This window comes from Psychrobacter faecalis (assembly GCF_016107575.1).
Lineage (GTDB): Bacteria > Pseudomonadota > Gammaproteobacteria > Pseudomonadales > Moraxellaceae > Psychrobacter > Psychrobacter faecalis.
Genome location: NZ_JABAST010000019.1, coordinates 46,665 through 60,960 on the forward strand (window position 1 = coordinate 46,665; position 14,296 = coordinate 60,960).

General features: G+C 44.0%; 14 protein-coding genes. 4 read left to right on the forward strand and 10 right to left on the reverse strand.

Going from position 1 to position 14,296, the window contains the following annotated elements:
* Positions 1-38 precede the first annotated feature (38 nt).
* Positions 39-782 (forward strand): amino acid ABC transporter ATP-binding protein, encoded by a 744-nt coding sequence (locus JFC07_RS07660; protein ID WP_102077631.1) that lies wholly within the window; start codon positions 39-41, stop codon positions 780-782.
* 138 nt (positions 783-920) lie between these two features.
* Here the strand turns inward: JFC07_RS07660 and JFC07_RS07665 are convergent, their stop codons facing one another.
* The 9 genes from JFC07_RS07665 to uraD all read right to left on the reverse strand — a co-directional run bounded on the left by JFC07_RS07665 (position 921) and on the right by uraD (position 8,665).
* Positions 921-1,583 carry an anthranilate synthase component II gene (locus JFC07_RS07665; RefSeq protein WP_191690439.1) on the reverse strand — a complete coding sequence of 221 codons (663 nt, stop codon included), beginning with the start codon at positions 1,581-1,583 and terminating at the stop codon, positions 921-923.
* Positions 1,584-1,617: 34 nt separating this feature from the next.
* The gene (locus JFC07_RS07670; protein WP_198328773.1) at positions 1,618-3,036 is read right to left on the reverse strand and encodes an anthranilate synthase component I family protein; all 1,419 of its coding nucleotides are present in this window, start codon (positions 3,034-3,036) and stop codon (positions 1,618-1,620) included.
* Positions 3,037-3,105: 69 nt separating this feature from the next.
* Positions 3,106-3,396: a Trp family transcriptional regulator gene (locus JFC07_RS07675; RefSeq protein ID WP_068407232.1), complete on the reverse strand. Its 291-nt coding sequence runs from the start codon at positions 3,394-3,396 to the stop codon at positions 3,106-3,108.
* Positions 3,397-3,607: 211 nt separating this feature from the next.
* Complete coding sequence (locus JFC07_RS07680; protein ID WP_068407228.1) at positions 3,608-4,444, reverse strand: bifunctional allantoicase/(S)-ureidoglycine aminohydrolase; 837 nt, start codon at positions 4,442-4,444, stop codon at positions 3,608-3,610.
* Positions 4,445-4,574: 130 nt separating this feature from the next.
* Positions 4,575-5,129, reverse strand: coding sequence for an ureidoglycolate lyase (locus JFC07_RS07685; protein WP_068407225.1), 555 nt, complete (start codon positions 5,127-5,129; stop codon positions 4,575-4,577).
* A gap of 59 nt (positions 5,130-5,188) precedes the next feature.
* The gene (gene puuE / locus JFC07_RS07690) at positions 5,189-6,181 is read right to left on the reverse strand and encodes an allantoinase PuuE (RefSeq protein ID WP_191690443.1); all 993 of its coding nucleotides are present in this window, start codon (positions 6,179-6,181) and stop codon (positions 5,189-5,191) included.
* 101 nt (positions 6,182-6,282) lie between these two features.
* On the reverse strand, positions 6,283-7,623 hold the full coding sequence (locus tag JFC07_RS07695; RefSeq protein WP_191690445.1) for a urate hydroxylase PuuD: 1,341 nt from the start codon (positions 7,621-7,623) through the stop codon (positions 6,283-6,285).
* A 112-nt stretch (positions 7,624-7,735) separates the two neighbouring features.
* Positions 7,736-8,104: a hydroxyisourate hydrolase gene (gene uraH, locus JFC07_RS07700; protein WP_068407216.1), complete on the reverse strand. Its 369-nt coding sequence runs from the start codon at positions 8,102-8,104 to the stop codon at positions 7,736-7,738.
* A gap of 39 nt (positions 8,105-8,143) precedes the next feature.
* Positions 8,144-8,665, reverse strand: coding sequence for a 2-oxo-4-hydroxy-4-carboxy-5-ureidoimidazoline decarboxylase (uraD, locus tag JFC07_RS07705; RefSeq protein ID WP_068407214.1), 522 nt, complete (start codon positions 8,663-8,665; stop codon positions 8,144-8,146).
* A gap of 246 nt (positions 8,666-8,911) precedes the next feature.
* Here uraD and JFC07_RS07710 point away from each other — a divergent pair, with 246 nt between their 5' ends.
* A complete protein-coding gene (locus tag JFC07_RS07710; protein ID WP_068407211.1) occupies positions 8,912-9,577 on the forward strand; it encodes a TetR/AcrR family transcriptional regulator in 666 nt (221 codons plus the stop codon).
* 45 nt (positions 9,578-9,622) lie between these two features.
* On the opposite strand, the gene JFC07_RS07715 is transcribed toward JFC07_RS07710, so the two are convergent.
* The gene (locus tag JFC07_RS07715) at positions 9,623-11,056 is read right to left on the reverse strand and encodes a nucleobase:cation symporter-2 family protein (protein WP_198328774.1); all 1,434 of its coding nucleotides are present in this window, start codon (positions 11,054-11,056) and stop codon (positions 9,623-9,625) included.
* Between the two features lie 741 nt (positions 11,057-11,797).
* On the opposite strand from JFC07_RS07715, the gene JFC07_RS07720 reads away from it, so the two are divergent.
* Together JFC07_RS07720 and JFC07_RS07725 are read left to right on the forward strand one after the other, a co-directional pair.
* Entirely contained in the window at positions 11,798-13,873 is a 2,076-nt protein-coding gene (locus JFC07_RS07720; RefSeq protein WP_198328775.1) for a TonB-dependent receptor domain-containing protein, read from the forward strand.
* 157 nt (positions 13,874-14,030) lie between these two features.
* Positions 14,031-14,279 (forward strand): PepSY domain-containing protein, encoded by a 249-nt coding sequence (locus JFC07_RS07725; RefSeq protein WP_265090560.1) that lies wholly within the window; start codon positions 14,031-14,033, stop codon positions 14,277-14,279.
* Positions 14,280-14,296 lie beyond the last annotated feature (17 nt).

The following is a 14,296-nucleotide window of genomic DNA, read 5'->3' on the forward strand; positions in this document are numbered from 1 at the left end:
TACCATCAGCGTTTTTTCATTTGTAAGCGGAAACCTCTATGATTCAAGTCACTAATATCCACAAAGCCTTTGGTAGCAATCAAGTGCTCAAAGGCATCGACTTGTCCATTGAAAAAGGCAAGGTAGTGGTCATCTTGGGTCCATCAGGGTCGGGTAAAACCACGTTTTTGCGCTGTCTGAATGCGTTAGAGATTCCTGATCAAGGGGTAATTGCATTTGATGATGGCAGCTTGACCGTCGACTTTGCCACCAAGCCAAAAAAGAAAACCTTACTCGCTTTGCAACGCAAGTCAGGCATGGTATTTCAGTCTTATAATTTATTTCCGCATAAGTCAGCCATTGAGAATTTGATGCTTGGGCCGACGGTGGTACAAGGACAAAGTAAAGCGCAAGCGCGCGAGCAAGCGTTGGCGTTACTTGATAAAGTCGGCTTATCGGATAAAGCAGATTTGTATCCGTTTCAGTTGTCTGGTGGTCAGCAGCAGCGTATTGGTATTGCTCGTGCGCTGGCGATTGAGCCGTCATTGTTGCTATTTGATGAGCCAACTTCGGCGCTTGACCCAGAGTTGGTACAAGATGTGCTTGGAACGATGAAGCAGTTGGCTTCTGAAGGCTGGACGATGGTGGTGGTGACCCATGAGATTAACTTTGCGCGTGATGTTGCTGACCATGTGGTCTTGATTGAAGACGGTCACATAGTCGAAGAGGGTAGCGCCAAGCAGCTATTTGAAGATTCAACGCATCCACGCACGCAAGCGTTTTTGCAGCGTATCGAGCAGTAGTTCATTTTGAAAAAAGACTGGCTTCTAAATAGCCAGTCTTTTTTATTGTATAGTAAGTGAAAAGCAATACCGTAGCGTTTTTAGGACATTTTGACTACACCTTTATGCTTTTTAACATTAGCCTTTTAAAACCCTGCATTACACCTGCAATAAAAAATTCGTTAATAAACGCTTCGCCCCCTCAGTCGCAAACGACTCTGGGTGAAATTGTACACCTTGTATCGGGTAGTCAGTGTGCGCAAGTCCCATAATCTCATCACCTGCGACCGCTGCATCTGTCAGTCTTAAGTCATGATGGGCATCATTACTCACGACGGCGGTAACAGTTAAGCAATCTGGTAACGTATCTGCCTTTACCATCAAGGAATGATAGCGCATGATTTCTATCTCTTGTGGCAAGCCTTGATAGACACCTGCATTATCATGGCGAATGGCTGAGACTTTGCCATGCATTGGTACGCTGGCTCGTACCACTTCGCCGCCAAAGACATGCGCAATGCCCTGCATGCCCAAGCAAACGCCCAATAGCGGCGTCGTCTTGCCCATAACCTCAATCACTTCGGCGCAAATACCAAAATAGGCCGAGTCGTCAGGCGCACCAGGGCCGGGTGAGATGATAATGCGGTCAAGATTCATCGCCTGCACATCAGCCAAGGTAATTTCGTTATTACGTTTGACGATGACATTTGCCGCTTGTTTAGCGTCGTCTTTATCACCATCCATGGTTTGTAAAATCTCGCCAATATATTGATAAAGGTTAAAGGTAAAAGAGTCGTAGTTGTCGATAATTAAAACATTCATAAGGCATAAGCTCTTTAGCAAAAGTACAATGGATTCACGCTGTCATAAAGCTGTCTAACACCACTTTCATCGCTGACAGCTTACGCTGGATTTCTAAGTATTCATCAGCAGGATTGGAGTCGTAAACATTGCCGCCGCAAGTTTGCGCATAAGCCGACTCACCATTGATAAATAGACTGCGAATAGGAATGGCAAAAATACAATCACCATTAAAATTAAAGGAGCCTAGCGCGCCGCCATAAGCACCGCGGCCATCAGGCTCAAGCTCATTAATCACTTTAATGGCTTCCACTTTTGGCGCCCCTGATAAAGTACCGGCGGGGAAATTGCTGGCAAGGGCGCTAAACATATCTTCATCGGGGTGCAAAATTCCGACGATTTCAGAAGAAATGTGCTGCACGTGTGAGAAGCGTTTGATATCCATGAGGCTACGCACCTTTACCGTACCAAATTGTGCCACACGGCCGATATCGTTGCGATGCAAATCGACCAGCATATTGTGCTCGGCAATCTCTTTGGCATCATTCAGTAGCGCGCGGGCAAGCTTACGGTCTTCTGCGATATCGACGCCGCGCTTAGCAGTGCCCGCTAATGGGTAGGTTTCCATCTCACCTTGGCGCAGGCGAAACAGTAGCTCAGGCGAGGCACCAATAATGCATTGCTGAGCAAATTTCATAAAATACATATGCGGTGACGGATTAACCGCGCGTAGCTTTTCGTAAATTGGCATCTTGTCGCCGAAAATGCGATATTTGGATTTAAAGCCAACTTCGCACTGAAAGATGCGCCCAGAGATGATGTCTTCTTTGACTTGCAGCACCGCTTTGGCATGCTCCTCTTGACTCATGCCATCCCCCAAAAACTCTACTGAGGGTGGTTCATAATTGGGGATGGGGGCTTCAAGTAAGGCTTTGATTTGCTCGATGCGATTTTCTTGCTGCGCGGTTGGATAGTAGAAATAGAAAATCTCACCGGTCATCTTATCAAGCGTTAAACCATCTAAATACACGCCAAATTTAAAGGGTTCAAAATCATCACTGGCTTTGGCGTTGAGACTTGGCTCAAAGAAATTAACACTGTCATAACCCAAGTAGCCAACCAGTCCGCCGCTTTGGTCGCGCGCAATAACGTGCTGCGGGGTGATGCTGCGTAATAGCTGATAAGGATTGTCAGTTTGATAATGTGTGGTTTCGGCGGTTTTATTATCGGTAATTGCTAAGGTGGTACGGTCAGTAGCAGCAATGGTCATAACGGGGTCAAAACCAATGGCATGGTGGCGCGCCATATGTCCATCCTCGCCCAATGATTCAAGCAAATAACAAGTTTCAAAAGCGTGCTCAATACGCTTAAATAGCGCAAAAAAATCTATATCCTGCGTGAGTTTGATACGCTGTGGTTTGCTAGGAATATCGATAGCAGCAGGTTGCTTGAATGTTGAGAGAGAAGCGGTCATAACGATGTCCAAAATAGTTCAATGATTTATCAAAAAAATAAGGCAGAATGAAATTATGTTTTTGCCCAATTAAGCGTCTTTTTTATGCGTATTTTCTCTATGAGTTTTAAGTAGGGCGCTCACATCGTGACTTTGCATGGCTTTCGCACCGCGCGAGACAGTGGCGATACCGACGCCGAGCTGCTCAGATATCTCACGCTGGGTGATACCGCGCTCTAACAAATCAAAAATACGGATGCGATTGGCGATTTCTTGTTGTTCTTTATCGGTCAATAGCGCAGTAAATAGCTCGTCGATAGCGCTACTATCGTGACAGCTGGCCAAATGAGTTAATAGACTGTGATAAGGATTGGCGCTCATAATATATAATCTTAGTAAGAGAAAGGATAATAAGCAAAATATTGTTTCGTTTCAGTATTCTAGTACAGTAGTACAAGAAAAACAAGTAACGTGTTTGGACGTTTAGCGTTATTTGTTTAACGCTTGATGTTGAAGGTTAAATTGAAAATAAAAATAATAGCCAGCGCATGGTGATATGCTGGCTTTTAGGTCATTTATAATTTTAGATAAATTAACGCTGTGGACGTATAAACGGCATGTGTCTATTTACGTCTTTATAGAGTAAATACCTAAATGGACCAGGGCCCCCGGCGTAACAAGATTGCGGGCAAAATGCGCGTAGCCACATAAAATCACCTGCTTCAACTTCGACCCATTCACCGTTTAAGTGATAGACGGCTTTACCTTCTAGCACATATAAACCATGTTCCATGACATGGGTTTCATCAAACGGAATCACGCCGCCTGGTTGAAAAGTAACGATATTGACGTGCATATCGTGACGCATATCAGACTGTTCGGTAAATCTCGTGGTTTTCCAAACACCATTGGTTTCTGGCATCTCAATTGCTTCAACATCATGATCGCTGGTGACAAAGGCTTCTGGCGCATCAAGTCCTTCTACAAACTGATAGGCTTTGCGAATCCAGTGAAATTTAACAGGCTCATTACTATTATTTTTTAGCGTCCATTGACAGGCAGGTGGTAAGAAAGCATAACCACCGGCTTCAAGATGATGGGCTACGCCTTCGATAGTAATATCCATCTCACCTTCAACGACAAACAGCACGGCTTCGGCATTAGTGTCGAGCTCAGGCTTGTCGGAGCCGCCGTTTGGGGCGACTTCAACGATGTACTGTGAAAAAGTTTCTGCAAAACCGCTTAAAGGACGCGCAATCACCCACATGCGCATACCTTCCCAAAACGGCAGGTAGCTAATCACAATATCGGTGAGCACCCGTTTGGGGATAATCGCATACGCTTCGGTGAAAATAGCGCGGTCAGATAACAGTTGCGTTTGCGGCGGTAAGCCGCCAGTTGGGGCGTAATAGGTGCTTTTAATTGGCATTATTAATAATCCTTAGGGGGTTTTGCTGTGTTAAATTAGTGTCTATCTTCAAGAGATAAAGGGTGAGTACGGCTGTTTAAGTCTTATTTTCATTTAAGCAAGGCATTAAAAATAGCTTAAATAGTTCAGCTTAGTCTGCGATTTGTGTATTTGGTTCGGCTTGTTCATTTGCTACTTCAATATTCACTTGCCAATCATCAATGGCCAGCTCGTAGCAGTTATTACCCTCACCATTGATACGGTCAATGACCAAAAAATCTGAGTCGCGACCAAGTGCCAGCAGCGGATGATGCCAGACATTGGCATCGTATTGCACGCCTTGATGCGATTTGGCATAAAACACTGATAAATCAGCGGCCGAACGTGGTGGTTCACCAGCTTGTGCGACGACGACAATATAATCTTGACCATTCATCGAAAAAAACGCTTGCGACCCAAAGGGATGATACTCCATCACCGATAAGGCGATAGGCAGTTCGCGCTTTTTGGCACGAAAGATACTGAAGCCAACATCGCCGCCGTCAAGCGTAGCCTGCGTAATCGCATGATGTCGACACGCATAACCTTTATTAATAAAGAAGCAGTTTTCAGAGGTCTGCTCTTCTTTGTCATAGGGTTCAATCACCGTACCATAAGGTGCAAATTCGGCCTTGGTTAAAGGCCTCGCGATAATTGTGGTAGTCATGATGTCACCTTTTGTTTAATGAGCAGTTTTATGTATTTAGTTTAGCTAGCGCCAGATGATTACATCCAGTTGGCGATGTTATCGTCAGTAGCTGGATGGTTTTCATACCAGTGTTTAGCAATGTCATCGCGGCGGCATATCCAGACATCGGGTTTGCTAGTAATGTATTGCAAGAATTTTTTGAGAGCAGTGATACGGCCCGCACGGCCAATGATGCGGCAGTGCAAACCGATGGTCAGCATTTTGGGTTCGTTTTTACCATTTTTATCCCCTTCTTCATACAAGGTATCAAAGCTGTCCTTTAAGTATTGATAAAAAGGCTCAGCATTGGTAAAACCAGGGCTTGAAGCAAAGCGCATATCATTGGTCTCTAAACTATAAGGAATGACCAAATGCGGCTTGCGGGCGATTTTTTGCCCATCTTCTACTTTGACATTGAGCCAGTAGGGCAGCTCGTCGGCATAAGAGTCTGAATCATAGATATAACCGCCTTGTTCGGCAACCAGCTCACGCGTGTTGGGACTATCGCGGCCGGTATACCAACCAAGCGGCTGACGACCAAGCATACGCTCGAAGATTTCGGTAGCGCGGCGCACGTGTTCGCGTTCCGTTTCGCGATACATATATTGATAAGTAATCCAGCGTAGCCCGTGACTGGCGATTTCGTGACCATCTTCTAGCACGCGCTCGATAATATGCGGCGTTTTTTCAGCTGCTGTGGCGCAGGTAAAAGTGGTGATGGGTAAACCATACTCTTTAAAGGTATCTAACACGCGCCAAACGCCGACTCGGCTACCATATTCAAAGGCGGATTCGATAGATTGGTGGCGGTTGTTAAATTCGGGCGTACCTAGTACATCCGATAAAAAGCGCTCCGATTGACCATCGCCATGAATAACGCTATTTTCTGCGCCTTCTTCAATGTTTAGTACAAATTGTACCGCAATTTTTGCCCCGCCCGGCCAATTGGCATTTGGCGGATTGCCTGCATAGCCTTTTAAGTCACGTAGGTAGGTGTCGTGATTAAAATCACTGGTTATTTTTTGACTCATTTTTAAACTATCCTAAATACAATAAAGCAAATTAAAGGTGAGTATTTCTACTGTCGGCTCATTAACTAATTATCTGATTAAATAACTGTCTCATTAAATAACTATAGCCCTGAAGCGTAAGCGACGAGTTGTTGGCGTTCTGCATCGGTCAATTGAGTGAGATTGCCCAGTGGCATATAGCCAGTTTGTACCGCTGTGACAATTTTGTCTTGATGGATTTTCATATCTGCTGGCGTCTGCAAAATGATGCCCGCTGGCGGTGCGGCAAATCCTTGCTGGGTTGGCTGCGCCGCGTGGCAAGTGGTACAACGGGTGTGGACGATATCCATAATGGCATCATCTGCTGAGGCAGTCACAGGTACGACTTCGGTAGCCGCTTCATTGGCAGCGCCAGTTTCGGTAGCAGCACTCATTTCCGAGTTATCGGCTGAACCAGCAGTAACTGGTGGCGTAGTGTCCGATGTAGTGTCTGGTGTAGCGTTTGCTGTAGAAACAGAGGCACTAGCAGCGGGTAATGGCTCAACAGGGGCAGGACGCATCCAAATAATCAATAATACTGTTGCTAATGCCGGAATCCAGAGGAATTTTGGCTTGTGATGCCCCAAGTGTTTTTGATTAAAATAATGACGTACCGTTGCTGTGATGATACCGACAAATACTAACACCAACCAACCGTGCGCATGTGAATACATCATCGGATAGTGGTTGCTAATCATGGTAAAGATAAGCGGCAGGGTAAAGTAGTTATTCATCAGCGAGCGGTTTTTTGCTTGTAGCGCCAAATCCGCCACTTCTTTGCCGGGCTTCACACCGCGACGCACACAATCTACCAACGCGCGCTGAGCAGGCATAATACCAAAGAAGACGTTCCCCGCCATTACCGTCCCTAAAATGGCACCGATATGGATAAATGAAGCGCGATCACTAAATAGCTGATAAGAGCCCCAGCAAGCGATCACTAGTAATATAAAGATAATACTGCTAAAAATCAGCGAGTTTTTACCAAGACGGCTACGAACAATCACTTCATACAGAAAGTAGCTACCAAATAAAAACAATAAGCTGGTCGAAATCGCGCCGATACTGCTGCCAAAAGCGACTTTACTGGGATCAATCAGATAGGCAGTCGCATTGAAATAATAAACGATAGCCAGCATCGCCATGCCAGTAAGCCAAGTGGTATAAGCTTCCCATTTAAACCAATGCAGGGTTTTTGGCATCTCTTCTGGTTCAAGCTTATATTTGGCTATTTCATAAAAGCCGCCGCCATGTACCGCCCATAAGTCACCGGATATACCCTTGTCAGCCTTCCACTGTGGCGGCTTACGTAAACTCATGTCTAGCCAAACAAAGTAAAAGGAGGCGCCAATCCACGCCACGCCAGCGATGACGTGAAACCAGCGGAAAAATAAAGCGACCCAGTCGAGAAGATATGCACCCATGCGCGAATTGTCCTTTTCTTTGCAATACTTTTTTATTTAATGTTTGGTTCAGCGTTCTGTCGTTAATTGAAAACGGTAAAACAGATAGCTATAAATCCATTAAGCCATTCATTTATGAACCGCGATAGGTACTATAGCCGTGTGCGCTGAGCAGTAGCGGTACATGGTAATGACCGCCATCACTGATCATAAAATCGATGACTACTTGCGGGTAAAATGCCGTGAGATTTTGCGCGTCAAAATAGGCTTGGGTCGCAAACGTCAAGGTATAACGGCCAACATCTAAATGATATTTAGCGATATCGATACTAGTATCAAATTTCCAGCTGTCAGCGGCAACTCGACCATCGGCGTTGGTGACACCTGTTGCCAATAGATAGGTCTCACCGTTTGCAGGCACGCGGTGGAGGGTGACTGCGATATCAGCGGCAGGTTTGCCAAGATGGGTATCTAAAATGTGGGAAGAGAGAGTGCCTGACATGATCATTCCTTTTATATAGTAAAAATAAGCACATTTGCTTTAAGCAGTGCCGAGTAGTTTTTGTAAGCGCAAACGGGTAATTTTATTTTGCTCAGTAGCCGCATTTAGTAGCTCAGTGGCGCGGTCGTTTGGCAGGCGTGTGAGTAATAAATCCAGCATTTCTTGCGCGCTTTTGCCCGTCGCAAAGACGATAAAGATAAAGCCAAATTTAGCAAGATACTCTTGATTGCCTTTTGCCAATGCTTCAATGACATCCATGTCAGCATTATTGGCACCAGATTGCTCATGCGCCGCGCTGTCTTGCGTATTGCGGTATTTTTCTTTTAATGAGTCAACGTTGCCGATTTGTGGATGACCATCAAAGGCCTCAAGCAAATTGGCTTCTTGGGTTTGCGCTTGCTGCCAAGCCTTGTCGCTACTGGCAAGTAGGTCGTCTATATCTGCAAAAGGGCGAGCGCCTGCTACGTCATGCGCCCATTTGCTGCTAGTGCAGCAGGTCAATAGTTTTGAGAGTGCTTCGTCTGGCGAGAGGGCATTAAATTGCGCTAGTGTTAAGCTCACGGTGACATCCTTTTCATTTAAATTTAAAACTCTTTATTCTTATGTTTAATTGAGTGATAAGTGGTTTAATAACATCCATTCTGCTTAAACCTGACCATTTGGTCAACTGTTTTATGCAAATTATTTTTATACGCTGGCGAAAACCCTGCTATATTTTCGCTAAATAAAAAATAAAATTGGCTTATCAGTGCTGTTGTATGTTGCAATATGGCTACTTATTTATCCTCCTATCCAATGGTTTATCTTATGACCCAACCTAATCAAACATCTCAAGCGTCCGATTCTGAGGCGCCTATTCATCGTAATCAGCAAGATATCCGCGCCCAAAATCAAGCAGTAATTTTGGCAGCTGCAGAAGAAGAGTTTGTATTACAAAGCTATCGCGGCGCTACGATGCAGGGCATTGCTGATCGGGCAGGACTACCAAAAGCCAATGTCCATTACTACTTTAAAAATAAAAAAAACCTCTACAAAATGGTTTTGCGCTCTATTATTGAAGAATGGAACGATGGTTTGGTGACAATGACCGTCGATAGCGACCCAAAAGCCGTGATAGAGAAGTTTGTACGCACCAAATTACACCAAGCGTTTGTGCATCCAAACCGTCATAAATTGTTTGCGTTAGAGGTCATCGGCGGCGCCCCATATTTACATGACTTTATGTCGACAACCATGAAAGAGTGGGCGCTTGATAAATCACAAGTGATGAAAACTTGGCATGAGCAAGGCAGAATTGGCATCGCTGACCCATTGCAGCTGTTGATTTTGATTTGGGCAACGACGCAGCGTTATGCAGAATTTGAAACAGAAATCGTCGGTCTGCTACAAAAAGACGCTTATGATAAGCAAGATGAAGCGCGCGCGGCTGACTTCTTAATACCCTTTATTCTGCGCGGTTGCGGGCTTGAATAGCGGATTTTACATAGCGCGCCATTTATTCAACCAAGCCCGCTGCCGTTATAACGGCTGACCTTCAACCTCACTTTTCGGCAACACGCGCACAGGTTTTAGACCATCTTCTATATGTTGATCAGACGTATCAAACTCGACGCCATAGTTCTTTGGCAAAATCATATCCAACGTGATAGCGACGATACCTGACATGGTCACTGCCGAGCCAAAGATATTGCGGAACAGCTGCGGCGTTTGCGCAAAGACATCAGGAACAAACGCGATACCCATCGATAAACCAAGCGAAGTCGCAATAATTAAGATATTACGGTGGGTAAAATTCACTGTGGATAGGATGCGGATACCCGCAGTAGCAACGGTTGCGAACATCAATAGCGTCACGCCGCCAACCACAGGCTTTGGCAGCTGCGTAAAGATAGCGCCAAGGATAGGGAATAGCCCCATGGTAAATAAAATCGCCGCCACATAAAAACCCACATAGCGGCTGGCGATACCAGTCATTTGAATGACGCCGTTATTTTGGCTAAAGGTAGTGACCGGAAAGGTATTAAATACCGCGGCAATCCACGAATTGACCCCATCACCTAGCACGCCGCCTTTGATACGCTTTTCGTAGACAGGACCTTGAATAGGTTCGCCTGAAATCATTGAAGTTGCGGTCAAATCGCCTGAGGTTTCGATACTGGTAATGATATACATAAAGGCAATCGGAATAAACGCTTGCCAATCAAAGCTCAAACCGTATTTAAAAGGAATAGGGACGGTAAGTAACGGCGCTTCAGAGACTAAAGAGAAGTCAATACGCCCCATCAACATCGCCGCAAATAAGCCAAGCATCAAACCGATAAAAATAGCGCTTGAGCGAATCACTTTATTATTGACGATACTAATCAGCACCACGCTGACCAGCACCCCGCTGCCCAGTAGTAAATTTTCCATACTACCAAAGTTTTCGGCACCAACCCCGCCTGCCAAATCAGTCAGACCTGTTTTGGTTAAAGACAAACCAATGGTGACAATGACGCAGCCAGTGACGATAGGGCTCATCAAAGATTTGAGTTTGGTGACGAATTGGCTTAAGCATATCTCGACAAATGCGCCGAAGAATGACACGCCAAAGATGACCGACAAAATCTCCTCTGGGCCACCACCTTTATTTTTTACCACAAAACCTGCGGCAAGGACGGCAGCCAAAAAGCCAAAACTGGTGCCCTGTAATGCCATCAGCCCCGAGCCGACGGGCCCTACTTTACGGGTCTGAATAAAGGTGGCGACCCCTGATACCATCAGTGACATGCTAATCAGATAGGGGATGTGCTCTCCCAATCCCAAAGCGCCACCAATGATTAAAGAGGGCGTGATAATACCAACGAAAGCGGCAAGTACGTGCTGTACCGCCCCTAAGAAAGCTTTTGCAGGAGCAGGGCGGTCATGCAGTCCATATAATAAATCAGGGTTTCCTTGAGTAACTTCACTCATTTTGGCTTTCTCCTAAAGTGACTTTTAGTCCAATCTCTGAAGGTAAACCTAAACAGCGTAGGAAAACTGATGATTTGAGAGTTGAGTCCGTGACTTAAAAAAGCCTTTCAGTAAACTCTAGATCTTCATCTTGTTTCTCTAGCTATCTAAGCATTTAATAATTTTCCAACAGAGAGTCGCACTTTTCCGTATGCTAATAAATAAAAGCAGCTCACCATTATTTATCAATATTGCCAGATATGGTGATTAAAACCTGACTAATTAGTCAGTTATCTAAGGGTATAGCGAAAGCCTTGCTTATTGCAATGTTTTTTTTGCGATTAAAATATTAATTTGTTTCATCTCGGCGATTTAACAAAACCTTAATGCGCTTATGACAAATAAAATTACGACTGCTATTAAGTACTTAATAGCAGTCGATGTTAGGTGCTGCTTAACTTTCACAATGTCGTCTATCTTATTGAATTAAATTCCTTACTTTATTTATTGCCAAATTGTTAATACTTCGTTATTATGCCTGTCATATTTCAAATGCTAATCATTATCATTAGTGTTAATCATGTTATTTCTATATGTATTTGTTGATTGAGTAGGCGTGGTCAATCAATAAAACACAAAAATTTTAATAGAAAATAAAAAGCAAAATCCCAAATTGTTTTTTTCGGACCATCTTTTTCAAACTGTCTTTCTAAAGTGGCACTTAAATCCTTCAATCCTAATAGTAAGTAAAGTGAGTGTGTTATGCGTGAAGTTAAGTCAGCAACATTTTCTAATCAATTAACGGTGTTATCGGTCGCTGTTTCAGCAATTCTGTGTTCACAGCTGGCGGTTGCGGCAACGGATGTGCCTAGTACGACCTTACAAACCATCACCGTAACTGCCAACAGCTCGGTACGTGAAAAGGTGCAAGAGGATGGCGTCGATGTCGAAGACTATACGCCTGCACAGCAAGCAAGCCATTTAAGCGATTTTTTAAATGTGGTGCCAGGCGTGACCATAGGTGGTACGTCAGCGGTCAACCAGCGCATTCGTATTCGCGGTCTTGAAGATAGCAACCTAAAAGTCACCATTGATGGCGCGCGCCAAGAAGGCAAGCTGTTCTATCATATGGGCGATATCACCATTGATCCTGATTTGCTCAAACAAGCGGATGTGGCAGTGGGTAACAATTCTGTCACGCTCGGTAATGATGCACTTGGCGGCGCGGTTGCTTTTAAAACGGTTGATGCGGCTGACTTGCTAAAACCGGGTCAAAGAATAGGTGCCAAATTACACGCAGGTTATGCCAGTAATAATGATGAGTTATTAACATCAGCGACGGTGTTTGCTGCACCAACGGACAATGTTGACTTACTGGCTTATTATGGCAAGCGTGATACTAATTCGGGCGAGGATGGTAACGGTCGTGAGCTGTTTGAAGACAGTAAAAGTGAAAATATTTTATTAAAAGCTGGTGCTTATATTGCGGATGATCATCATATTGGTGCAAACTTTAGCAGTACTGAAAAGAAAGGTATTTTCCCATTCCGTCCTGACTTTCCTAGTCGTAATGACGCCCCAATACCACAACAAGTTAAACGCGATACTTATGGGCTAGATTATACTTATAATCCGGCAAGCAAGTTAATTGATGTTGATACCAATGTTTATCAGACCAAAACCCGTATTTTGCGCGATTCTGATTATAATAAAAACCCAGGTTTCGAGTTTGATGCACAGGTTAAAACCACAGGCGCTAAAATACAAAATACTAGTATAGTTGATAGTAGTGTCTTTGAGGGTATTACCGGTACTCATAAATTGATCGCTGGTGTAGAGCATTATAAAAAAGAATCTGACTACCATGGTGTAGAGCGTGGTACTACGATACCGGTGAGCGGTAGAGATGAAGCAACAAACACCTCTGTATATCTAGAAGACCAATGGCAAATGGGTAAATTTAGCCTAACGCCTGGTGTACGTTATGACCGCTACAAATCTCCTGATTTTATCGCTGGTGGCAAAACCTATGATAATGTCGTCGGTGCACTTGCCGCAAGCTATGAGATTGCACCACTAACGCAAGTATTTGCCAGCTACACGCAGTTATTTAATGGTCCTGATTTGAGTCAAGCGATTTTTAATCGAAATGGTGTTGGAACTGTTGTTAACAACGACTTAAAAGCAGAAGAAGGGTCTAATAATGAGGTTGGTATTGTTAAAACCTTGCGTGACCTAACGGTAGCCGGTGATGCGTTACAGTTAAGCGGTAAATACTTTGAAACCGATATCGAAAATTATATTGAGTTTGTACGTTCAGGCTTGGATTGTGCACCAGAACCTGGAAGTAATTGCCAAGGCGCAATAAACAAAGATGAAGATTATAAAATTAAAGGGGTTGAGCTCGCCGCTGACTATAAAATGAATAACTTTAGTATGGGTTTGAGCTATTCGCGAGCGCGCAGTAAAGGCGACAAAACAGGCTATAGTATTCCGTCAGTGACCGGAAGCAGCTCAGAATCAGGCGATAAATATATGGTCAATCTGGCTTATGCTCCAACAGAGACCACAGATATCGGCTGGCGCAGTACCTATGTCGCTTCAGTGATGCCAAATACTGGCGAAAATGACATTGAAAAACCAAGCTATAATGTTCATGATATCTTTATGAACTATTCGCCAAAACAAGTTGATGGATTAAAAGCCACGCTTGGCGTTTATAATCTTTTCGATGAAGCTTATGCGAGCCACTCATCTCGTCTAAATCCGATTGATGATGTTACTACTGACTTTGAAAAAGGTCGTAATATCAAAGCTTCTTTAACCTATCAGTTTTAACCCTGTATTTATTTTCTAGTCGCAATAGAGCCAGCTTTTTATAAAAAAGAGCTGGCTTTTTTATCGCCATTTTTCGGAAATTGTACTGTCTTGTTTTAAAAATTACGCTTCGACTGTAGCACCATTAACCCTATATATTCATAAAGAATCAGCACTCATGATTTCACTTTCATTATCTTCTTTTGCATCGAATATACGCCGTATTTGTCTATGGATTCATCGTTATACTGGGCTTGTAATGGCAGGTTTTTTAATCATAGCGGGTTTTACTGGCTCGTTATTGGCTTTCCATGACGAGTTGGATAATGTGTTTAACCATCAATTGGCTCAGATTGAGCGGCAAGATGCGCCACAGCTTCCTATTGCAACCGTTCCAAAAATCTTACTCAAACCTAGCCAATATTGACTATTAGATAGGTTTGA

Coding starts and splice junctions, on each gene's coding strand:
- JFC07_RS07715 (WP_198328774.1), bottom strand. CDS start 11,056: ATGAGTGAAGTTACTCAAGGAAACCCTGATTTATTATATGGACTGCAT.
- JFC07_RS07680 (WP_068407228.1), bottom strand. CDS start 4,444: ATGCCAATTAAAAGCACCTATTACGCCCCAACTGGCGGCTTACCGCCG.
- JFC07_RS07660 (WP_102077631.1), top strand. CDS start 39: ATGATTCAAGTCACTAATATCCACAAAGCCTTTGGTAGCAATCAAGTG.
- uraH (WP_068407216.1), bottom strand. CDS start 8,104: ATGTCAGGCACTCTCTCTTCCCACATTTTAGATACCCATCTTGGCAAA.
- JFC07_RS07720 (WP_198328775.1), top strand. CDS start 11,798: ATGCGTGAAGTTAAGTCAGCAACATTTTCTAATCAATTAACGGTGTTA.
- JFC07_RS07675 (WP_068407232.1), bottom strand. CDS start 3,396: ATGAGCGCCAATCCTTATCACAGTCTATTAACTCATTTGGCCAGCTGT.
- JFC07_RS07665 (WP_191690439.1), bottom strand. CDS start 1,583: ATGAATGTTTTAATTATCGACAACTACGACTCTTTTACCTTTAACCTT.
- puuE (WP_191690443.1), bottom strand. CDS start 6,181: ATGAGTCAAAAAATAACCAGTGATTTTAATCACGACACCTACCTACGT.
- JFC07_RS07685 (WP_068407225.1), bottom strand. CDS start 5,129: ATGACTACCACAATTATCGCGAGGCCTTTAACCAAGGCCGAATTTGCA.
- JFC07_RS07695 (WP_191690445.1), bottom strand. CDS start 7,623: ATGGGTGCATATCTTCTCGACTGGGTCGCTTTATTTTTCCGCTGGTTT.
- JFC07_RS07725 (WP_265090560.1), top strand. CDS start 14,031: ATGATTTCACTTTCATTATCTTCTTTTGCATCGAATATACGCCGTATT.
- JFC07_RS07670 (WP_198328773.1), bottom strand. CDS start 3,036: ATGACCGCTTCTCTCTCAACATTCAAGCAACCTGCTGCTATCGATATT.
- JFC07_RS07710 (WP_068407211.1), top strand. CDS start 8,912: ATGACCCAACCTAATCAAACATCTCAAGCGTCCGATTCTGAGGCGCCT.